The organism is Gramella sp. MAR_2010_147, assembly GCF_900105135.1.
Lineage (GTDB): Bacteria > Bacteroidota > Bacteroidia > Flavobacteriales > Flavobacteriaceae > Christiangramia.
Genome location: NZ_LT629741.1, coordinates 1,906,821 through 1,931,116, shown reverse-complemented (window position 1 = coordinate 1,931,116; position 24,296 = coordinate 1,906,821). Strand labels below are relative to the sequence as shown.

The 24,296-nt window shown below is 42.3% G+C and carries 10 protein-coding genes; 6 read left to right on the top strand and 4 right to left on the bottom strand.

Translation table 11 applies throughout. The features are described from left to right. Window positions 1-79: 79 nt before the first annotated feature. Together BLT95_RS08680 and BLT95_RS08675 are read right to left on the bottom strand one after the other, a co-directional pair. Window positions 80-649 carry a Crp/Fnr family transcriptional regulator gene (locus tag BLT95_RS08680; RefSeq protein WP_089665705.1) on the bottom strand — a complete coding sequence of 190 codons (570 nt, stop codon included), beginning with the start codon at window positions 647-649 and terminating at the stop codon, window positions 80-82. A 120-nt stretch (window positions 650-769) separates the two neighbouring features. Further along, window positions 770-1,483, bottom strand: a complete 714-nt coding sequence (locus BLT95_RS08675) for a sulfite exporter TauE/SafE family protein (RefSeq protein ID WP_089665704.1) — start codon at window positions 1,481-1,483, stop codon at window positions 770-772. A gap of 105 nt (window positions 1,484-1,588) precedes the next feature. Between BLT95_RS08675 and BLT95_RS08670 the strand changes: the two genes are divergently transcribed. Further along, entirely contained in the window at window positions 1,589-2,023 is a 435-nt protein-coding gene (locus BLT95_RS08670) for an Lrp/AsnC family transcriptional regulator (RefSeq protein ID WP_089665703.1), read from the top strand. A 149-nt stretch (window positions 2,024-2,172) separates the two neighbouring features. Here BLT95_RS08670 and BLT95_RS08665 read toward each other — a convergent pair whose 3' ends face one another. Beyond that, window positions 2,173-3,081 carry a type IX secretion system membrane protein PorP/SprF gene (locus BLT95_RS08665; protein ID WP_089665702.1) on the bottom strand — a complete coding sequence of 303 codons (909 nt, stop codon included), beginning with the start codon at window positions 3,079-3,081 and terminating at the stop codon, window positions 2,173-2,175. A 9-nt stretch (window positions 3,082-3,090) separates the two neighbouring features. After that, complete coding sequence (locus BLT95_RS08660) at window positions 3,091-19,425, bottom strand: gliding motility-associated C-terminal domain-containing protein (RefSeq protein WP_089665701.1); 16,335 nt, start codon at window positions 19,423-19,425, stop codon at window positions 3,091-3,093. Window positions 19,426-19,722: 297 nt separating this feature from the next. Between BLT95_RS08660 and BLT95_RS08655 the strand changes: the two genes are divergently transcribed. The 5 genes from BLT95_RS08655 (at window position 19,723) to BLT95_RS08635 (ending at window position 24,291) form a co-directional block, all read left to right on the top strand. Continuing rightward, window positions 19,723-20,142, top strand: coding sequence for a response regulator (locus tag BLT95_RS08655; RefSeq protein WP_089665700.1), 420 nt, complete (start codon window positions 19,723-19,725; stop codon window positions 20,140-20,142). Window positions 20,143-20,325: 183 nt separating this feature from the next. Continuing rightward, a complete protein-coding gene (locus BLT95_RS08650; RefSeq protein WP_089665699.1) occupies window positions 20,326-22,701 on the top strand; it encodes a PAS domain S-box protein in 2,376 nt (791 codons plus the stop codon). Window positions 22,702-22,705: 4 nt separating this feature from the next. Continuing rightward, complete coding sequence (locus BLT95_RS08645) at window positions 22,706-23,032, top strand: hypothetical protein (protein ID WP_089665698.1); 327 nt, start codon at window positions 22,706-22,708, stop codon at window positions 23,030-23,032. A 5-nt stretch (window positions 23,033-23,037) separates the two neighbouring features. Continuing rightward, a complete protein-coding gene (locus BLT95_RS08640; protein ID WP_089665697.1) occupies window positions 23,038-23,754 on the top strand; it encodes a LytTR family DNA-binding domain-containing protein in 717 nt (238 codons plus the stop codon). Between the two features lie 243 nt (window positions 23,755-23,997). After that, window positions 23,998-24,291, top strand: coding sequence for an STAS domain-containing protein (locus BLT95_RS08635; RefSeq protein WP_089665696.1), 294 nt, complete (start codon window positions 23,998-24,000; stop codon window positions 24,289-24,291). Window positions 24,292-24,296: the final 5 nt, after the last annotated feature.

Genomic DNA, 24,296 nt, shown 5'->3' with positions numbered 1-24,296 from the left:
AATTGAATACAAAAATACTGGAAAGCCTGCTTTTAGAAATTGATATAGGTTAATCTGAATCGTTAAAGCTTGTTAAGTGCTATATGGATTTTCGTATACGGCTAAGGCTTTCCGGAGTAATGCCCAGGTAATTCGCGATATGGTAATTGGGAATCCTCTTTTCTATGGAAGGGTAGGTGTTGCAGAAGTCAAGATAGCGTTCACGGGCATCCAATTGCAGGCTGGAAAGGATTCTACTTCTCAAAGCCACAAAAGCATTGGTGGTTTTGATCCTGAAGAAGCGTTCAAATTTAGGAATGCGCTCATACAAAGGTTCCAGAATTTCCTTTTTAATGCCGAGTAAATAGGAATCTTCAATGGCTTCAATATGTAAAGAAGCAGGTTCATTCTTGAAAAATGCTTCAAAATCGCTTATCCACCAGTCTTCTATAGCAAATTGCAAAATATGCTTGTTTCCTTTTTTGTCCAGGTAATAAGCTTTTAAGCAACCTTTCACTACAAAATATTCATATTGAACTTCCTGTCCTGGTTTGATGAGGTAATCCTTTTTTGAGACTTTTTTTTCTGCCAGAAGGCTAAGGAATTCATCCATTTCAGCTTTATCCAGCTGAATGTGCTGTTGTATATGTGTGGCTATTTGCTGAAACATTCCTGTGGTTTTGATGCTGATCCCAATTCAGGAATTAAAATTACATATATTATGTTTGAATCAACGAATTTTTCTTTTGACTGAAAAGATCTCCTGATAAAAATTTTTGTGACCCTGATTTTAGAAAATAAGCATAATTCCTGAAAGGCATAAAAGTCCAAGAATTACCTTTTTCAACACATTTTCATTTAGTTTTTTATAGACTATTTTTCCGAGGAAAATAGCAAGAATAAAAAAAGGAATTACGAATAGAGCGTTATATACCTGTTCTAAAGTGAGAATCCCACCGATGGCCAGGGCGGGAATTCTAATAAGGGTGACCAGGCCCAAAACACCAAACATGGTAGCCCTGAAAGTTCGTACATCTGGTGTGGCATTTTTTACGATCATCACGTATAACGGGCCTCCCGTAGAGAAAACTCCGGAAAAGAAACCTCCCAAAAACCCAAAGAGGTATTTCATCTTAGTGCCCAGTTGCAGATCGCCTTTTGGTCTCAAACTGTTTAATACAAACAGAATGATAAATACTCCCAGTGCTTTTTTTAATATAACAGGTTTGGTATAGACTAGCAGGATAATTCCCGCCACCACTCCAATAAGCGAGGAGATCGCCAGTCTCATTAATAATTGTTTGTCAATATTATGGCGCTCTTTATAAACGTAGTAAGGGGTGGAGATCAAATAAAAAATAGACAGATACGCGATGGCGCTGGGCAAAGGCATAACAAAGAGTAAAAAAGGAAGGGCAATGAGCGCGCCTGCAAAGCCAATAATGGTTTGAATAAAAAACCCGACAAATATTCCAATTATCAATAATAAAAGCATCACATCCATAGCGTAAAAGTACTTGTAGATGGATAGTCTTTAAAATTGATTCAACGGATTTTATTTGATTTTTCCGCATAAAAATATAATTTTAAACTTTTTACAGGTTATTTTATGGTAGACGCAATAGATCTTAAAATTATAAGCAGACTTCAGTTAAATTCAAGAGCATCCTTTGTTGAAATTGGAAAGCAAATAGGCCTTTCACCTTCTTCGGTTAGGGAACGGGTACAAAAACTTGAAGAGACGAATGTGATCAAGGCTTATAAAATTCAGCTGAACTATAATAAACTGGGGTATGGGCTGGAAGTGATGATCATGTTAAAAATGTTCAGCGGGAAATTAAAGGATTTTAATAAGCAGGTGCATGATTTTCCGGAGATTAAAGAGTTGTTTAGAATTACCGGACCACATAATATTTTTATGAAAGTAGTGCTGAAAGATCAGTCGCATCTTCAGCAATTCATAGACCGGCTTTTGCTTTTTGGAGAGCCTACGACGCACCTGATCTTATCTGACTTCAGCGATTCTGAATATGGGATTTTTTAAGCTTATCACAGATGATATTCCTTTAATAATATTTATCGTTTCTTCAAAATATTCAATTCTCCAGATTTAACGGTATTCCCTACATATTAGATATAGTTGATAAGAATTTAATCGCCTTTAATTTATGTTTAAAGTATTCCGATAGGGTTTTAAAAAAACCTTGGTGAACTTACATATTTCATTGCATCCCGTATGTCAAATCTCAAAACGATCTCGTGAGAACCGTCATTATACGTTCTTAATCTGGTGGTATCGGCATCATATGAATATCCAATAAAAACCGAATCGAATATTTGAAAACCTGCCAGTGCACTCACTGCTGAATTCAATCTATAAGAAGCCCCCAGGGTGAACTTCTCAGAAAACAATAAGTTGGCAGAAATATCTACCTGTAGGGGAGCACCATCTGTTACTTTCAATAAATAGGCTGGTTTTAATTTAAGCCCAGGGTTCAGGTCAAAAACATATCCTCCCATAAAATAGGTGTGAAAACGTTCTTTTGCCAGAAAAGTATCAGAATTCTCATTGTTCTTATAATGCTCCGTCTCCAGCAATTGTGGTACCGAGAAACCTACATAGAACTTATTACTGTAATAATAGACACCAGCTCCTATGTTTGGAGTAAATCTATTATCGATATTCTGATTAAAATCGGGGTCATCGGGTCCTGAGAGCTGAGTGAAATCCACATTAAGTAAATTTGCACTGGCTTTCAAACCAAAGGCCAGTGCTGTGTTTTCAAAATCAAGGGTATAAGAAAAATCGGCGTTAATGATAGTTTCACTACTAGGTCCTATTTTATCTGAAATAACAGAACCTCCCAATCCAACTTTTTTTCCGATGCGATCATTGATACTGAAAGATAAGGTTTCGGGAGCGCCATCCAGGCCTACCCATTGAGACCTATATACTCCCGATATTTTGAGAAAATCCTCCGATCCTACATAGGCCGGATTGAACAAGGCTGTATTGTACATATATTGGGTGTACTGCGCGTCCTGCTGAGCATATCCCCCCAGGCTTATAATACTTAGTAATAAAAATATATATCTTTTCATAGTAGGTTTTTAACGTGTGAGGTATAAGTAACCAGATTTAGATTTCCATTCTCCGTCTTTATATCTCAATACATAGAAATAAGTTCCTGCAGGGAGTTCTTCCCCTTTTCTAACGGTTAATCTTCCTTCTGAGATCCCTCCAAAAAGATTTCCGTTTTCTCCATAAGCCTTAGCCTCATATATAAGTACACCCCATCTATTGAAAATTTCCAGGGTATTCTCTTCATATAACTCCAGGCCTTCTATCATAAAGAAATCATTAGTACCGTCACCGTTCGGAGATAGTTTCTGAATAATTTCGGGTCCATCTTCAAGGCAGTCGGTAGAAACTGGATTTGGATCACAAATGTTCAACGGATCACTTACTCCGGTTGCAATTGTTTCTGTTGAAGGATCATCGATTCCGTTCACTTCTTCACCATCGTTCAGTCCGTCATTATCTGTATCTGCATCATTAGGGTCGGTTCCTGCTGAAGCCTCTTCTTCATTGATCAGTCCGTCATTATCAGGATCGCAGGTAGCAGAAGTTTGCAATGGATCACAGATGTTTAGAGGATCACTAACATTTTCAGGTACTAATTCGGTTGAGTCATCATCAATTACAAGCACCTCTTCTCCGTCGGTTAAACCATCATTATCAGAATCTGCATTTTCCGGATCTGTTCCTAAAGCTATTTCTTCCTCGTTAAACAAACCGTCATTATCCAGGTCTAAATCGGCTCCAAAACTCAACACGATCGTCTGAACAGTAATTCCACCATTCTCATCAGTAGTAGTGATCTCGAAACTATAATCTCCGGCTTCCAATAGGTTAGCATTTTCAACTGAAAGACTTCCATCTTCATTCAGAATCACACCCGGAGGAAGATTACCATTTGTTACTTCAGCATTTACAATATCACCATCAGCATCAGAAACTGTTGCGAGTACCTCATTATTTTCGTATTCATTGATCGGCTTAGCATCAGCGATGGTATAAATTGCTTCGGAATCAGAATCTGCTCCGAAACTCAAGACAATGGTCTGAACAGTAATTCCACCATTCTCATCGGTTGTGGTGATCTCAAAACTATAATCACCGGCTTCTAATAGATCGGCATTTTCAACTGAAAGACTTCCATCAGCATTTAAAGTAACACCTGCCGGAAGAGAACCGTCGGTCAGTGCTGCATTTACAATGTCTCCATCAGCATCCGACACCGTTGCCAGTATATCCTCATTGTCGTATTCATTGATCGGCTTAGCATCAGCGATGTTATAGATCGCTTCGGAATCAGAATCTGCTCCGAAACTCAATACGATCGTCTGAACAGTAATTCCACCATTCTCATCAGTAGTAGTGATTTCGAAACTATAATCACCGGCTTCTAACAGATCAGCGTTTTCAACTGAAAGACTTCCATCAGCATTTAAAGTAACACCTGCCGGAAGAGATCCGTCGGTCAGTGCTGCATTTACAATATCTCCATCAGCATCAGACACCGTCGCCAGTATATCTTCATTATCATATTCATTGCTCGGCTTAGCATCAGCGATGGTATAGATCGCTTCGGAATCAGAATCGGCTCCAAAACTCAACACGATCGTCTGAACAGTAATTCCACCATTCTCATCGGTAGTAGTGATCTCGAAACTATAATCACCGGCCTCTAATAGATCAGCATTTTCAACTGAAAGGCTTCCATCAGCGTTTAAAGTAACACCTGCCGGAAGAGAGCCGTCGGTCAGTACTGCATTTACAATGTCTCCATCAGCATCAGACACCGTTGCTAGTATATCTTCATTGTCATATTCGTTGATCGGCTTAGCATCAGCGATGGTATAGATCGCTTCGGAATCAGAATCGGCTCCGAAACTCAACACAATAGTCTGAACAGTAATTCCACCATTCTCATCGGTAGTAGTGATCTCGAAACTATAATCACCGGCCTCTAATAGATCAGCATTTTCAACTGAAAGGCTTCCATCAGCGTTTAAAGTAACACCTGCCGGAAGAGAGCCGTCGGTCAGTACTGCATTTACAATGTCTCCATCAGCATCAGACACCGTTGCTAGTATATCTTCATTGTCATATTCGTTGATCGGCTTAGCATCAGCGATGGTATAGATCGCTTCGGAATCAGAATCGGCTCCGAAACTCAACACAATAGTCTGAACAGTAATTCCACCATTCTCATCGGTAGTAGTGATCTCGAAACTATAATCACCGGCCTCTAATAGATCAGCATTTTCAACTGAAAGGCTTCCATCAGCGTTTAAAGTAACACCTGCCGGAAGAGAGCCGTCGGTCAGTACTGCATTTACAATGTCTCCATCAGCATCAGAAACCGTTGCCAGTACATCCTCATTGTCATATTCATTGATCGGCTTAGCATCAGCGATGGTATAGATCGCTTCATCGTCTATAGAGTTTACTGTTATAGTCACCGTTCCGGTGTTGCCTTCTGAATTGGTGTACGTGAAAGAATCTATACCGTTGAAGTTTTCTTCAGGAGTATATTTCACTGTGCCATCATCATTGATGCTTACTACGCCATTAGTTGGCTGAGTCACGCTGGTTACCGGGGATTTATCATCCACATCGGTATCATTGGCGAGTACAGTGATATCAACCGCAGTATCCTCATTTGTTGAAGGATTGTCATCATTTATTGTAGTAGGTTCGTCAAAGTTCTCTACACTCACACTCCATGCTTCAGCATCGGTATTCCCGTCACTATCGGTAGCTACCAGGGTTATTTCATATACATTATCGGAATTGGCATCGGCGGGGTTCTCAAAATCCTTTTCGGTCATAGTGACCACGCCGGTATCTTCATTGACCTCGAACAGGGCAGCATCAGCCCCGGTGATGGTATAGGTCACACTTCCAACAGGAGCATCACCTGATAAACTCGGAGTAGGCCCGGTATAGGCGCTGTTCTCATTTACGGTAGCATCTCCAATAGCATCGATAGTAAAGTCAGCTGCTTCCGTCTGATCGGTGACACTTACACTCCATGATTCAGAATCAGTATTTCCATCAGAATCGGCCGCGGTAATGGTTACTTCATATACATTATCGGTATCAGCATCCACCGGAGCTTCAAAATCTCTGGCGATCATACTTACCACCCCGGTACTGGCGTTGATGGTAAAGTCATCAGCATCATCACCACTCAGGCTATAGGTTACAGTTCCAATCGGACCTCCGGTAATGGATGGGGTCTCACTGGTATAAGCGCTGTTCTCATTTACGGTAGCATCGGCAATCGGATCAATGCTAAAGCTTACTGCTTCAGCAACATTTTCAACCGTGACACTCCATGATTCAGCATCGGTATTCCCGTCACTATCGGTCGCTACCAGGGTTACTTCATATACATTATCGGAATTGGCATCGGCGGGGTTCTCAAAATCCTTTTCGGTCATAGTGACCACCCCGGTATCTTCATTGACCTCGAACAGGGCAGCATCAGCCCCGGTGATGGTATAGGTCACACTTCCAACAGGAGCATCACCTGATAAACTCGGAGTAGGCCCGGTATAGGCGCTGTTCTCATTTACGGTAGCATCTCCAATAGCATCGATGGTAAAGTCAGCTGCTTCCGTCTGATCGGTGACACTTACACTCCATGATTCAGAATCAGTATTTCCATCAGAATCGGTCGCGGTAATGGTTACTTCATATACATTATCGGTATCAGCATCCACCGGAGCTTCAAAATCTCTGGCGATCATACTTACCACCCCGGTACTGGCGTTGATGGTAAAGTCATCAGCATCATCACCACTCAGGCTATAGGTTACACTTCCAATCGGACCTCCGGTAATGGATGGGGTCTCACTGGTATAAGCGCTGTTCTCTGCTATACTGGCATCTGCAATCGGATCAATGCTAAAGCTTACTGCTTCAGCAACATTTTCAACCGTGACACTCCATGCTTCAGCATCGGTATTCCCGTCACTATCGGTAGCTACCAGGGTTACTTCATATACATTATCGGAATTGGCATCGGCCGGGTTCTCAAAATCCTTTTCGGTCATAGTGACCACCCCGGTATCTTCATTGACCTCGAACAGGGCAGCATCAGCCCCGGTGATGGTATAGGTCACACTTCCAACAGGAGCATCACCTGATAAACTCGGAGCAGGCCCGGTATAGGCACTGTTCTCATTTACGGTAGCATCCGCAATAGCATCGATAGTAAAATCAGCTGCTTCCGTCTGATCGGTCACACTTACGCTCCAGGATTCAGAATCTTTATTCCCGTCAGAATCGGTCGCGGTAATGGTTACTTCATATACATTATCGGTATCAGCATCCACCGGAGCTTCAAAATCTCTGGCGATCATACTTACCACCCCGGTACTGGCGTTGATGGTAAAGTCATCAGCATCATCACCACTCAGGCTATAGGTTACACTTCCAATCGGACCTCCGGTAATGGATGGGGTCTCACTGGTATAAGCGCTGTTCTCTGCTATACTGGCATCTGCAATCGGATCAATGCTAAAGCTTACTGCTTCAGCAACATTTTCAACCGTGACACTCCATGATTCAGCATCGGTATTCCCGTCACTATCGGTCGCTACCAGGGTTACTTCATATACATTATCGGAATTGGCATCGGCGGGGTTCTCAAAATCCTTTTCGGTCATAGTGACCACCCCGGTATCTTCATTGACCTCGAACAGGGCAGCATCAGCCCCGGTGATGGTATAGGTCACACTTCCAACAGGAGCATCACCTGATAAACTCGGAGTAGGCCCGGTATAGGCGCTGTTCTCATTTACGGTAGCATCTCCAATAGCATCGATGGTAAAGTCAGCTGCTTCCGTCTGATCGGTGACACTTACACTCCATGATTCAGAATCAGTATTTCCATCAGAATCGGTCGCGGTAATGGTTACTTCATATACATTATCGGTATCAGCATCCACCGGAGCTTCAAAATCTCTGGCGATCATACTTACCACCCCGGTACTGGCGTTGATGGTAAAGTCATCAGCATCATCACCACTCAGGCTATAGGTTACACTTCCAATCGGACCTCCGGTAATGGATGGGGTCTCACTGGTATAAGCGCTGTTCTCTGCTATACTGGCATCTGCAATCGGATCAATGCTAAAGCTTACTGCTTCAGCAACATTTTCAACCGTGACACTCCATGCTTCAGCATCGGTATTCCCGTCACTATCGGTAGCTACCAGGGTTACTTCATATACATTATCGGAATTGGCATCGGCCGGGTTCTCAAAATCCTTTTCGGTCATAGTGACCACCCCGGTATCTTCATTGACCTCGAACAGGGCAGCATCAGCCCCGGTGATGGTATAGGTCACACTTCCAACAGGAGCATCACCTGATAAACTCGGAGCAGGCCCGGTATAGGCACTGTTCTCATTTACGGTAGCATCCGCAATAGCATCGATAGTAAAATCAGCTGCTTCCGTCTGATCGGTCACACTTACGCTCCAGGATTCAGAATCTTTATTCCCGTCAGAATCGGTCGCGGTAATGGTTACTTCATATACATTATCGGTATCGGCATCCACCGGAGACTCAAAATCTCTGGCGATCATACTTACCACCCCGGTACTGGCGTTGATGGTAAAGTCATCAGCATCATCACCACTCAGGCTATAGGTTACACTTCCAATAGGACCTCCGGTAATGGATGGGGTCTCACTGGTATAAGCGCTGTTCTCATTTACGGTAGCATCGGCAATCGGATCAATGCTAAAGCTTACCGCTTCAGCTATATTTTCAACCGTGACACTCCATGATTCAGCATCGGTATTCCCGTCACTATCGGTCGCTACCAGGGTTACTTCATATACATTATCGGAATTGGCATCGGCGGGGTTCTCAAAATCCTTTTCGGTCATAGTGACCACGCCGGTATCTTCATTGACCTCGAACAGGGCAGCATCAGCCCCGGTGATGGTATAGGTCACACTTCCAACAGGAGCATCACCTGATAAACTCGGAGCAGGCCCGGTATAGGCACTGTTCTCATTTACGGTAGCATCTCCAATAGCATCGATGGTAAAATCAGCTGCTTCCGTCTGATCGGTGACACTTACACTCCATGATTCAGAATCTTTATTTCCGTCACTATCGGTCGCGGTAATGGTTACTTCATAGACATTATCGGTATCGGCATCCACCGGAGCTTCAAAATCTCTGGCGATCATACTTACCACCCCGGTACTGGCGTTGATGGTAAAGTCATCAGCATCATCACCACTCAGACTATAGGTTACACTTCCAATAGGACCTCCGGTAATGGATGGGGTCTCACTGGTATAAGCGCTGTTCTCTGCTATACTGGCATCTGCAATCGGATCAATGCTAAAGCTTACTGCTTCAGCAACATTTTCAACCGTGACACTCCATGCTTCAGCATCGGTATTCCCGTCACTATCGGTAGCTACCAGGGTTACTTCATATACATTATCGGAATTGGCATCGGCCGGGTTCTCAAAATCCTTTTCGGTCATAGTGACCACCCCGGTATCTTCATTGACCTCGAACAGGGCAGCATCAGCCCCGGTGATGGTATAGGTCACACTTCCAACAGGAGCATCACCTGATAAACTCGGAGCAGGCCCGGTATAGGCACTGTTCTCATTTACGGTAGCATCCGCAATAGCATCGATAGTAAAATCAGCTGCTTCCGTCTGATCGGTCACACTTACGCTCCAGGATTCAGAATCTTTATTCCCGTCAGAATCGGTCGCGGTAATGGTTACTTCATATACATTATCGGTATCGGCATCCACCGGAGACTCAAAATCTCTGGCGACCATGCTTACCACCCCGGTACTGGCGTTGATGGTAAAGTCATCAGCATCATCACCACTCAGGCTATAGGTTACACTTCCAATAGGACCTCCGGTAATGGATGGGGTCTCACTGGTATAAGCGCTGTTCTCTGCTATACTGGCATCTGCAATCGGATCAATGCTAAAGCTTACTGCTTCAGCAACATTTTCAACCGTGACACTCCATGCTTCAGCATCGGTATTCCCGTCACTATCGGTAGCTACCAGGGTTATTTCATATACATTATCGGAATTGGCATCGGCGGGGTTCTCAAAATCCTTTTCGGTCATAGTGACCACGCCGGTATCTTCATTGACCTCGAACAGGGCAGCATCAGCCCCGGTGATGGTATAGGTCACACTTCCAACAGGAGCATCACCTGATAAACTCGGAGTAGGCCCGGTATAGGCGCTGTTCTCATTTACGGTAGCATCTCCAATAGCATCGATAGTAAAGTCAGCTGCTTCCGTCTGATCGGTGACACTTACACTCCATGATTCAGAATCAGTATTTCCATCAGAATCGGCCGCGGTAATGGTTACTTCATATACATTATCGGTATCAGCATCCACCGGAGCTTCAAAATCTCTGGCGATCATACTTACCACCCCGGTACTGGCGTTGATGGTAAAGTCATCAGCATCATCACCACTCAGGCTATAGGTTACAGTTCCAATCGGACCTCCGGTAATGGATGGGGTCTCACTGGTATAAGCGCTGTTCTCATTTACGGTAGCATCGGCAATCGGATCAATGCTAAAGCTTACCGCTTCAGCTATATTTTCAACCGTGACACTCCATGATTCAGCATCGGTATTCCCGTCACTATCGGTCGCTACCAGGGTTACTTCATATACATTATCGGAATTGGCATCGGCGGGGTTCTCAAAATCCTTTTCGGTCATAGTGACCACCCCGGTATCTTCATTGACCTCGAACAGGGCAGCATCAGCCCCGGTGATGGTATAGGTCACACTTCCAACAGGAGCATCACCTGATAAACTCGGAGTAGGCCCGGTATAGGCGCTGTTCTCATTTACGGTAGCATCTCCAATAGCATCGATGGTAAAGTCAGCTGCTTCCGTCTGATCGGTGACACTTACACTCCATGATTCAGAATCAGTATTTCCATCAGAATCGGTCGCGGTAATGGTTACTTCATATACATTATCGGTATCAGCATCCACCGGAGCTTCAAAATCTCTGGCGATCATACTTACCACCCCGGTACTGGCGTTGATGGTAAAGTCATCAGCATCATCACCACTCAGGCTATAGGTTACACTTCCAATCGGACCTCCGGTAATGGATGGGGTCTCACTGGTATAAGCGCTGTTCTCTGCTATACTGGCATCTGCAATCGGATCAATGCTAAAGCTTACTGCTTCAGCAACATTTTCAACCGTGACACTCCATGCTTCAGCATCGGTATTCCCGTCACTATCGGTAGCTACCAGGGTTACTTCATATACATTATCGGAATTGGCATCGGCGGGGTTCTCAAAATCCTTTTCGGTCATAGTGACCACCCCGGTATCTTCATTGACCTCGAACAGGGCAGCATCAGCCCCGGTGATGGTATAGGTCACACTTCCAACAGGAGCATCACCTGATAAACTCGGAGCAGGCCCGGTATAGGCACTGTTCTCATTTACGGTAGCATCTCCAATAGCATCGATGGTAAAATCAGCTGCTTCCGTCTGATCGGTGACACTTACACTCCATGATTCAGAATCTTTATTTCCGTCACTATCGGTCGCGGTAATGGTTACTTCATAGACATTATCGGTATCGGCATCCACCGGAGCTTCAAAATCTCTGGCGATCATACTTACCACCCCGGTACTGGCGTTGATGGTAAAGTCATCAGCATCATCACCACTCAGACTATAGGTTACACTTCCAATAGGACCTCCGGTAATGGATGGGGTCTCACTGGTATAAGCGCTGTTCTCTGCTATACTGGCATCTGCAATCGGATCAATGCTAAAGCTTACTGCTTCAGCAACATTTTCAACCGTGACACTCCATGCTTCAGCATCGGTATTCCCGTCACTATCGGTAGCTACCAGGGTTACTTCATATACATTATCGGAATTGGCATCGGCCGGGTTCTCAAAATCCTTTTCGGTCATAGTGACCACCCCGGTATCTTCATTGACCTCGAACAGGGCAGCATCAGCCCCGGTGATGGTATAGGTCACACTTCCAACAGGAGCATCACCTGATAAACTCGGAGCAGGCCCGGTATAGGCACTGTTCTCATTTACGGTAGCATCCGCAATAGCATCGATAGTAAAATCAGCTGCTTCCGTCTGATCGGTCACACTTACGCTCCAGGATTCAGAATCTTTATTCCCGTCAGAATCGGTCGCGGTAATGGTTACTTCATATACATTATCGGTATCGGCATCCACCGGAGACTCAAAATCTCTGGCGACCATGCTTACCACCCCGGTACTGGCGTTGATGGTAAAGTCATCAGCATCATCACCACTCAGGCTATAGGTTACACTTCCAATAGGACCTCCGGTAATGGATGGGGTCTCACTGGTATAAGCGCTGTTCTCTGCTATACTGGCATCTGCAATCGGATCAATGCTAAAGCTTACTGCTTCAGCAACATTTTCAACCGTGACACTCCATGCTTCAGCATCGGTATTCCCGTCACTATCGGTAGCTACCAGGGTTATTTCATATACATTATCGGAATTGGCATCGGCGGGGTTCTCAAAATCCTTTTCGGTCATAGTGACCACGCCGGTATCTTCATTGACCTCGAACAGGGCAGCATCAGCCCCGGTGATGGTATAGGTCACACTTCCAACAGGAGCATCACCTGATAAACTCGGAGTAGGCCCGGTATAGGCGCTGTTCTCATTTACGGTAGCATCTCCAATAGCATCGATAGTAAAGTCAGCTGCTTCCGTCTGATCGGTGACACTTACACTCCATGATTCAGAATCAGTATTTCCATCAGAATCGGCCGCGGTAATGGTTACTTCATATACATTATCGGTATCAGCATCCACCGGAGCTTCAAAATCTCTGGCGATCATACTTACCACCCCGGTACTGGCGTTGATGGTAAAGTCATCAGCATCATCACCACTCAGGCTATAGGTTACAGTTCCAATCGGACCTCCGGTAATGGATGGGGTCTCACTGGTATAAGCGCTGTTCTCATTTACGGTAGCATCGGCAATCGGATCAATGCTAAAGCTTACCGCTTCAGCTATATTTTCAACCGTGACACTCCATGATTCAGCATCGGTATTCCCGTCACTATCGGTCGCTACCAGGGTTACTTCATATACATTATCGGAATTGGCATCGGCGGGGTTCTCAAAATCCTTTTCGGTCATAGTGACCACCCCGGTATCTTCATTGACCTCGAACAGGGCAGCATCAGCCCCGGTGATGGTATAGGTCACACTTCCAACAGGAGCATCACCTGATAAACTCGGAGTAGGCCCGGTATAGGCGCTGTTCTCATTTACGGTAGCATCTCCAATAGCATCGATGGTAAAGTCAGCTGCTTCCGTCTGATCGGTGACACTTACACTCCATGATTCAGAATCAGTATTTCCATCAGAATCGGTCGCGGTAATGGTTACTTCATATACATTATTGGTATCAGCATCCACCGGAGCTTCAAAATCTCTGGCGATCATACTTACCACCCCGGTACTGGCGTTGATGGTAAAGTCATCAGCATCATCACCACTCAGGCTATAGGTTACACTTCCAATCGGACCTCCGGTAATGGATGGGGTCTCACTGGTATAAGCGCTGTTCTCTGCTATACTGGCATCTGCAATCGGATCAATGCTAAAGCTTACTGCTTCAGCAACATTTTCAACCGTGACACTCCATGCTTCAGCATCGGTATTCCCGTCACTATCGGTAGCTACCAGGGTTACTTCATATACATTATCGGAATTGGCATCGGCCGGGTTCTCAAAATCCTTTTCGGTCATAGTGACCACCCCGGTATCTTCATTGACCTCGAACAGGGCAGCATCAGCCCCGGTGATGGTATAGGTCACACTTCCAACAGGAGCATCACCTGATAAACTCGGAGCAGGCCCGGTATAGGCACTGTTCTCATTTACGGTAGCATCCGCAATAGCATCGATAGTAAAATCAGCTGCTTCCGTCTGATCGGTCACACTTACGCTCCAGGATTCAGAATCTTTATTCCCGTCAGAATCGGTCGCGGTAATGGTTACTTCATATACATTATCGGTATCAGCATCCACCGGAGCTTCAAAATCTCTGGCGATCATACTTACCACCCCGGTACTGGCGTTGATGGTAAAGTCATCAGCATCATCACCACTCAGGCTATAGGTTACACTTCCAATCGGACCTCCGGTAATGGATGGGGTCTCACTGGTATAAGCGCTGTTCTCTGCTATACTGGCATCTGCAATCGGATCAATGCTAAAGCTTACTGCTTCAGCAACATTTTCAACCGTGACACTCCATGATTCAGCATCGGTATTCCCGTCACTATCGGTCGCTACCAGGGTTACTTCATATACATTATCGGAATTGGCATCGGCGGGGTTCTCAAAATCCTTTTCGGTCATAGTGACCACCCCGGTATCTTCATTGACCTCGAACAGGGCAGCATCAGCCCCGGTGATGGTATAGGTCACACTTCCAACAGGAGCATCACCTGATAAACTCGGAGTAGGCCCGGTATAGGCGCTGTTCTCATTTACGGTAGCATCTCCAATAGCATCGATGGTAAAGTCAGCTGCTTCCGTCTGATCGGTGACACTTACACTCCATGATTCAGAATCAGTATTTCCATCAGAATCGGTCGCGGTAATGGTTACTTCATATACATTATCGGTATCAGCATCCACCGGAGCTTCAAAATCTCTGGCGATCATACTTACCACCCCGGTACTGGCGTTGATGGTAAAGTCATCAGCATCATCACCACTCAGGCTATAGGTTACAGTTCCAATCGGACCTCCGGTAATGGATGGGGTCTCACTGGTGTAAGCGCTATTCTCATTTACTGTAGCATCGGCAATCGGATCAATGCTAAAGCTTACTGCTTCAGCAACATTTTCAACCGTGACACTCCATGATTCGGAATCGGTATTCCCGTCACTATCGGTAGCTACCAGGGTTACTTCATAGACATTATCGGTATTGGCATCGGCGGGGTTCTCAAAATCCTTTTCGGTCATGGTCACCACGCCGGTATCTTCATTGACCTCGAACAAGGCAGCATCAGCCCCGGTGATGGTATAGGTTACACTTCCAATAGGAGCATCACCTGATAAACTCGGAGTAGGCCCGGTATAGGCGCTGTTCTCATTTACGGTAGCATCTCCAATAGCATCGATGGTAAAGTCAGCTGCTTCCGTCTGATCGGTGACACTTACACTCCATGATTCAGAATCAGTATTTCCATCAGAATCGGTAGCAGTAATGGTCACCTCATATACATTATCGGTATCAGCATCCACCGGAGACTCAAAATCTCTGGCGACCATGCTTACTACCCCAGTGCTGGCGTTGATGGTAAAGTCATCAGCATCATCACCACTCAGGCTATAGGTTACAGTTCCAATCGGACCTCCGGTAATGGATGGGGTCTCACTGGTGTAAGCGCTATTCTCATTTACTGTAGCATCGGCAATCGGATCAATGCTAAAGCTTACTGCTTCAGCAACATTTTCAACCGTGACACTCCATGATTCAGCATCGGTATTCCCGTCACTATCGGTCGCTACCAGGGTTACTTCATAGACATTATCGGAATTGGCATCGGCTGGGTTCTCAAAATCCTTTTCGGTCATGGTCACCACCCCGGTATCTTCATTGACCTCGAACAGGGCAGCATCAGCCCCGGTGATGGTATAGGTTACACTTCCAACAGGAGCATCGCCTGATAAACTCGGAGCAGGCCCGGTATAGGCACTGTTCTCATTTACGGTAGCATCTCCAATAGCATCGATAGTAAAATCAGCTGCTTCCGTCTGATCGGTGACATTGACCGTCAGGGTCTGAGTATCGGAAAAGGTTCCGTCACTTACAGTAACAATGGCTTCATATTGATTATCCCCACTGCCTTCAAAATCAGGCGCTGATTTAAAGCTAAGTTCACCTGTATTAGTATCTAAATCAAATAGAGCAGCATCGGCTCCGCTTAAAGAATACGTCAGGTCATCCCCATCAGCATCAGTCGCATCCCAGTCGATCACGTTACCAGTTCCATTTTCAGCAAAGTCTACTGAATGGGTGGCAGCACTGCCGTTATTTGTAATGGCAGGAGCCTCATTGATATCTGAAATTTCAACTGCCCATGCTTCACTATCGGTATTGCTATCTTCATCTGTTGCGATAACAATTAATTCATAGGTATTATTAGTATCATCATCTACTGGGTTTTCAAAATCACGGGCCACCATGCTCACCACCCCGGTACTAGAATTTATCGTAAAGTCACCTGCATCTTCTCCGGCCAAAGTATAAGTTACTGTCCCAACCGGTGTATCTCCAGAAAGAACCGGCGTAGGTCCGGTATAGGCTGTGTTCTCATTTATGATAATATCATTGATTGGGTCTATAGTGAAATTGATTGCCGGAGGAGCCGATGCATCTATAGTAATACTAAAAGGAATATTTCCAGAAATGCATCCGGTGGTGGTATTTAATACTTTTATAACTCCATTGTATGTCCCCCCAGATGCTGTGCCTGGTACCAAAATCTCAATTGGTGATGCGGGTAGATTTGTAGGTGTTGTAATGTCTGTAAAGCCCGCTGAGTTAGCAGATGAATCAAAATCTAATACATAGTTTGCAGGATCATTTACAGCATTTGTATAACTAATAAATGCTGAAGTTTCACTATCGTTTATTATGGGATTTGCACCCAGAGTAATAGCTGGTAAAGGATTTACCGTAACTGAAACTGAGGGTAGAATAATTCTATCGCAGTCTATTCCGATCTTTTGTGCACGGATTCTGATTCCTGTCACTGAGGTATTTAATCCGAAACTAGTAAGTGAAATAGAAGATCCTGTACCAAGCATGGCCGGTCCTACTCCAGCATCGGTTTGATCTATAAGTTCGTAAACTATATTTTCTTCCGTATCGTTTACCTGAAATGAGATTGTTTCGTTCTGGCACACCGTAGTACTTGTTGTTGCACTAAATACTTGTGAGGCTGGCTGTTTACACTGTACAGTTACGGCATTGGAGGGATCACTTTCGCAAAAGCCTATCGTAGGACTGGTAACAGTGACCGTCGCAACTCCACCTGCATATAATTTGTTGAAAGGGGTGTCTAAACCGGTAATTGTCCACTCCTGAACCGATGCTACGCCAACTACGGGATTTACTGTTGCTGTGGCACCTTCTATAGCAACACCATCCATATATAGCTGGATGGTTAACTCAACACTGGTACTAGCTAGAGCTTCGCCCGTTATACTCGCATCACCTTCTGTTATTGGATCTGAAGTGATTTTAAGATTTGGTGAAGGAGTTTTGCTTCTTACTAAAACTTCATTTGAAAATTCACTTACAATTTCTCCAGTGTTCTGTGCGGTTGCAGTAATATATCTGCCAATAAGGATATTTAAGCCGTCTGCAGACCAGGAACCATTTGACTGAACATTTGTAGTTCCCTCCAGACTTTTCATCCCACCCTGCGTTGGACTTGAGTAAATATTAATTTCTGACCCTGCGTCTTCTGATGATACACCATTCACTGTGTTTACCGTCATTCCTCCGGCAAGACAATATTCGCCCCTTACTATAGGAGCATCAGATTTTGCACTTACAGTAACACTTGTTTCTGCACTACAATTTCCGCTTTCGATCGCCCTAATAGTTAATTCATCTCCCTGGGACAAACCAGAAACACTAAAACTCCAGTTTCCACCACTTGCTATATCAACGCCTTGTTCTTCTCCATTGATGAGTAGCGTTATTGTAGCTCCTGTAGTTGCAGTACCAGAAATACTGGTGTCTGATTCTAATATAGGGGTATTAGAAATTACTGGAGCCGAGGAAAAGGTAGCTGTATCAAAACAAAATTCTGTTTTTGAAGATTCACATTTACCAGTTTCAGTCACTGTAAAATAATAAACTCCGGCTGGGATTTTAGTCCCTCCACGCCCATATTCCCAAACCCAGCTGGAAGTGGTGTACGTTGCCGGGTTGCTAGTTCCAGCAGGAGAAACTAGTTTTGTACCGTCTGAATTATATATTGTTAATTCATAACTACCTGAAGCACTGGAAGTACCTTCAAATGCTTTTTTTGACCCGTTCTCTGTACCAGCCACATCAGGTGGATTCGAACATGTAGCTCCTACAGTAGTTTTATTACAATCTGAATAGGATGCAGATTTTTCTTCAGTTCCTGTTGAATCGGCTGTAGCTGCGGAAACCTTTGCAGTTGCAGAGAAGACTTCATTTCCTACTGCAGGACTTAATCCAGAAAGGGTCCAGTTTCCGGCACTCACCGTGGTAGTTCCCACTGATACATCATCGCGAAAAACTTCGATCGTTGCACCATCAACTTCAGAAGAGGTTCCGGTAATAGAGGTAGCATCTACTGCGATAGGGCCTGTGATGGATGGGCAGGCAGCTCTCGGAGGTAATGTAGCTCCAGATCCAATTTCAGTAACACTGGTTGGTGGAAATACATTGATAAGCTCTTCCCATAAACCATCGGTTATTCCGGTACTATCATCAATACCACCCAAATCAGATATTCCATTATTCCCAGTAGCAGCTTTTGGGTTAATTACTGTGTTTCCTACCATTCTCAGCGGAGTATTTACTGTGACAGAAGGAAAAGCTGCGGTAATATCTGCAAAAGGAATGTAGAAATCATAAAAGTAATCATCATCCCCGCAAATTTCTGAAAGGGCAATACTCTTTTGGGCAAAATTATCGTAAGGCCTGTCTGTAACCGCATCTCCCACTTCAACAGGAGAAACCGTTCCATCTATGTCGTATAAACCCACACCAAAATTCGTTCTTAGAACAACTTCTATTTCAAACCCCGGATTGCCAGGGATGTAATTAGGGTCAGCATTTTCACCACTAGCGCCAAATTTTTGATCGGTATCTATAAGAATCGAATATCCTTTAGAGTTTTCTGCGGTGCCACCTAGCCGAAAACGGAACATTAGATTGCCAGTACCGTCCAGATAGGTATAAACCGTATTATTATTTTCAGATTTTACAAGGTCTGTAAACTTACAATCCGGTCCCGGTCCTAAATCACTATCAGGTTCGGAAGCACCTACAGAAGGAAGGGCAGTGTAAGGAATTTCACTCTCTGTTTCATCATTTTCAAAAAATCCCTGATTGGTTTCAGAGGAATAACCGTCTGTATTTGGATCTAATACTGTTTGGCCACTACCAGCAGCCTGCTTATATATAAGTCCTTTAGTTTGCGCATTTAATGAAAATATGGCAAAAAATAAAAAACAAAAAATAAGGGTGTTTTTTCCAAAATTGGAAAAATAGGGGGGTAATGGTTTATCCATAAGATAATGTTCAGTTAATTTGGGCTTCAAATAGTATAATACGCGCAAGCGTACCATATAGAGTACAAATATTAATATATACGAAAAAAAAGCTTTTCGGTTTTCGACGAATGGTGGAATTTTAGCTATAAAGCGGATATCTTAACGTTTGAATTGCTTTGTTTTGGACTTTGTTAACATTAATATTCAGTTCACCGGGCTAAAAATCCCATTCAACTATATGAATTAACAATTGAACGAATTATAAGCCTTTCCTGACCAATATTCTACAATTTTGGTCCTTTCAGTATATATTTTATGTCCAAAAGATTGAATATTCTCTTTATAGAAGATGATGCTATAGAAGTGATGAAGTTACGTCGCACCGTTGCTTTGCTTCCAAACGTCCCGAAAATTATAGAGGCGAAAAATGGAGAAGAAGCTATTGAACAGCTCCAATCTGGAGATCCCCTGCCTGATATTCTTCTTCTGGATCTTAACATGCCTAAAATCTCCGGGATAGAATTTCTAAGAATTCTAAAGAGCGATAATCAGTTAAAATACTTACCGGTAATTATCCTGACAACTTCCAATAACAGAAAAGATGTGTTAGAATGTTATAAGATCGGGATTGCGGGCTATATCATTAAGCCTTTTAAATTTGAAGATTACGAGGTGAAGCTCAAAGCGTTAATAGATTATTGGAGCCAGAATGAGCTTATTAACGTTAGCGGGTAACAAATACTACCGGGGCTCATTTTTTGATATTTCAGTATTGATCATTTTTGGAAAATTCTAAACATTACTTTTTATTAAATTTGGTAAAAAGAATTTTTTTGACCTTTCTCAAAAATTCGCCAAATTTGATATGTACTAAATCTGAATATAATAACTAAATTATGTTCAGAATTCCCACATTAAATGGACTTAACCGAAAGAATTAACGAATTAGAACTTAGGCTGAAAAAGGAAAAGTCTGCACGAATAATAGCCGAAAGAAATCTCGAAAAAAAATCCAGAAAGCTTTTTGACCTTTCTGAAGCTTTGAAACAATCTAGTGAACAATTACAACAGCTGCTCACTGAAAAGACCTCTGAATTAGAAGGTGTATTTTCAAACATTAGCGACGCATATGTGGTGATGGATATCGATGGTTTGGTATTACGAATGAACAATCCTGCCAAAGAATTACTGGGATTTGATGTTTCAGAAAATATAAATTTACTTGATCTTGTACATCCCGATTATAAATCATACACCGTAGAGGCGTTTAAACAGCTTTTTTATATAGGATCTTTTTCTAATTATAAAGCCGTAATTCTTACGAAGAATAATCAGGAAAAAACAGTCCAGATAAATGCTTCCATAATTTATGATCCCGAGGGGAAGCCTAAAGCCGCGCAGGGTATTGTTAGAGATATAACTGAAGAAACACTCACCAAAGAGAAGTTAAATGAACAAAAAAGTCAGTTAGATATTATTATTGATAACTCCCCCCTGGGAATTACACTTATGGAACCTGGGAGAACCGGGTTTACAAAAGTAAATAAGGCTTTTTGTACTATGCTGGGATATTCTGAAGAGGAGTTAATGCCACTGGGTATTAAGCAAATCACCCATAAGGATGATCATGAAACGACCGCGACCTATCTGTCTCGATTAAAAAATGCAGAAATCGAATCTTTTAGTCTCGAAAAAAAATACATTACAAAAGATAAAAATAGTATCTGGGCAAAAACATCAGTCTCTGCCGTTCGTGATGAAAAGAACAATATTAAGTTTCAAATTGCGATTATTGAAGATGTAACCAGCGATCTACAAACCAAGCAGAAGGTAAAGGAATCTGAAGAACGTTTATCAAGTCTTGTGAAAAATCTTCAGACCGGTGTTTTGCTTGAAGATGAAGAGCGCAACGTTCTACTTGTAAATGAAATGTGTTGTAGCATGTTCGAGATGGGGGTAACTCCAGAAGAGTTGGAAGGCACGAACCTGAAAAATAGCGCTGAAAACTTTATGGATTATTTTAAGGATCCAACACATTTTATGAGCCGGATGCAAGATGTATTAAAAAGAAAAGTTCGTGTAGTTGGAGAAGAACTGGAACTTGCCGATGGCAGAATTTTAGAAAGAAATTATACTCCTGTGTATATAGAAGGCACTTACAAAGGTCATTTATGGAGTTTTAATGACATTACGCTGCAAAAGAATTACAAGGATACACTTAAGTCTCAAAAGGAAAAATATAGTAATATTATAGCAAACATGAACCTTGGCTTACTGGAAGTAAGTAACGAAGGCATTGTATTACTAGCGAATCAAAGTTTTACTGATTTAAGTGGCTACGATCAGGAAGAATTGTTAGGTAAATCGGTTTCTGAGGTTTTTAATTATCAAGAGGAATCAGACAGGGTACAGAATTTTATGAATTTGGGGATGTTTATTTCTGAACCATTTGAAGTTAAAATCAAGACTAAAACAGGAAAAAAGAGATACTGGCTGGTAAGTGGTGCTCCAAATTTTGATATAAACGGGGAGCAACAGGGTTTTATACTTATTCACCTGGATATTACGAGGCAAAAAAACCTGGAAATACAAAAAGAGCGCCTGCTTCAAAATCTTGAGCGGCAAAATGAACAACTCAATGAATATGCGCATATTGTAAGTCATGATCTTAAATCTCCTTTGAGGAATATTTCAGCATTATTAAGCTGGACAAAAGAAGATTTTAGAAATCAGCTAGGGGAGGAAAGTCTTACCAATTTAGACCTCATGCAAACCCGGATTGAAAAAATGGATCATCTTATTGAAAATATCCTTAAATATTCAAGCATTGATAGCGACCGGGTAGATAATAGAAGAATAGATCTAAACACATTATTAGAAGAGGTACAGGAGATGCTTTATGTTCCTAAACATATTGAGATTTCGGTTTGTAAGCCATTGCCGGAAATTGTTGCCGATGCGACAAGAATGCAGCAACTTTTTCAGAATTTGCTGGGAAATGCTATAAACTATAGTAATAAAAAAGATGGGCGAATTGAAATAGATCATACCCAAAATGGCTCTGCCTATATTTTTTCGGTTAAAGACAACGGCATTGGAATCGCTCCAGAAGACCATGATAAAATATTTAAAATTTTCAGGTCACTAGGAAACAACGATATGTCCAGCGGGATTGGATTGAGTATTGTAAAAAAAATTATAGAGCTTTATAATGGAAAGATCTGGCTGGAGAGTGAAATTGGTAAGGGAACCACGTTCTATTTTAGTTTAAAAAATGCGATAGTTAAAAAATGAAATAATGTTAAAGTCTCCAAATCTCGATTATATAAAACAGCTATCTGGCGGTGATAAGGATTTTGAAAGAAAAATCATCACGATCATAAAAAAGGAACTTCCGGTAGAGATTCAGTCTTATAAAAAAAACATCTCAGCCCGGGAATTTGAAAAGGCCGCAGAGAATATACATAAGATTAAGCATAAAATAGGCATATTTCAAATGGAAGAAGCATATAAGCTAGCTATAGATTATGAAGAGGCTTTACGTGAAAAAGAAGATAGGTATAAAGAGAAGTTTGAAATATATTTGGGGCAATTAAAAAGCTTTGTTGAATCCTGTGAAATTTAGGGAATATGAAATGTATCATTATAGACGATGAAGAAACTGCCAGGGCCATCTTACAGCAATTAGTAAGTGAGAATACACACCTTGACTTGAAAGGGTCCTTTAATAGCGCTATGGAAGCCATTAAATTCTTGAATAAGAATGCCGATATAGATTTAATTTTTTTAGATATCCATATGCCGGGTTTCACTGGTTTTGATTTGATTGAAACATTGCAAAACCCGCCAAGGATTATTCTAACCTCTTCAGATAAAAATTTTGCGCTTGCGGCTTTTGAGTATGAAATGATTGTAGATTATCTTGTAAAACCTTTTACTCGTGAGCGTTTTGAAAAGGCATTGAGAAAGGCTTCCAATGAACAACAAACAATAGAACAAAAAAGCACTTCAGAAACCATGAAACAGGAGACTGAAGATGATGAAATGTTTATTAGCGTTTCCAGGCGCTTAGTGAAAATTACCATTTCTTCTATCAAATTTATAGAAGCCCGGGGCGATTATATTCTTATAAAAACCATTTCTAAAGATTACGTGGTGCATTCTACACTAAAGAAAATTGAAGAGAAATTACCAGGTTCTACATTCCTTAAAATACACCGATCGTTCATTATCAATATAAGAATGATCATTGATATTGAAGATAATTCAGTTTTGATAGGTAAAGACGTTATTCCTATTAGCAGATCTAAACGGGCCGATTTAATGAAGGTTTTAAACCTGCTGTAGATTCTTTTTCGGCATATTTTCACCTTGCATCATTATTTAAACAGCTCGTCTAAGTTAACCTGCCATCCGTCTAAAAATTCAAATATCAATGATAAATCCCTCTATTTTTGATATTGAATTTGTGCAGGCTATCAGGTTTTGGTTAGGTTATGATAGAAAAGAAAAAAGTACCTTCTTCCCTACATTGGTTAAATATTCTTCCTGTACAAATTCTTTTTATCAATTTTAAGGAGTAGCGTAAATATGGCAATGTATATAGAAGTAGATGAAAAAGGTATTTTAAAAATTGTTGGAAAGTTAACATCTGATAATGCTCTTAAGGTTCAAAACCATCTAAACGAACTCTTGTTTACAAGGAATCACCTGGTACTTGATATTACCGAAGTGGATTACATAGATATTCCGGGTATTTACATGCTTTTTCAATTTAAAAATAAAGCACAGCAAATTTCTAAAGAAGTGAATATTTTATTGAATAAGACTTCTTGTCTAAATGATATTATAAATAGGAGCGGTTTGAAAACCATTCTGGATTAAGCCCT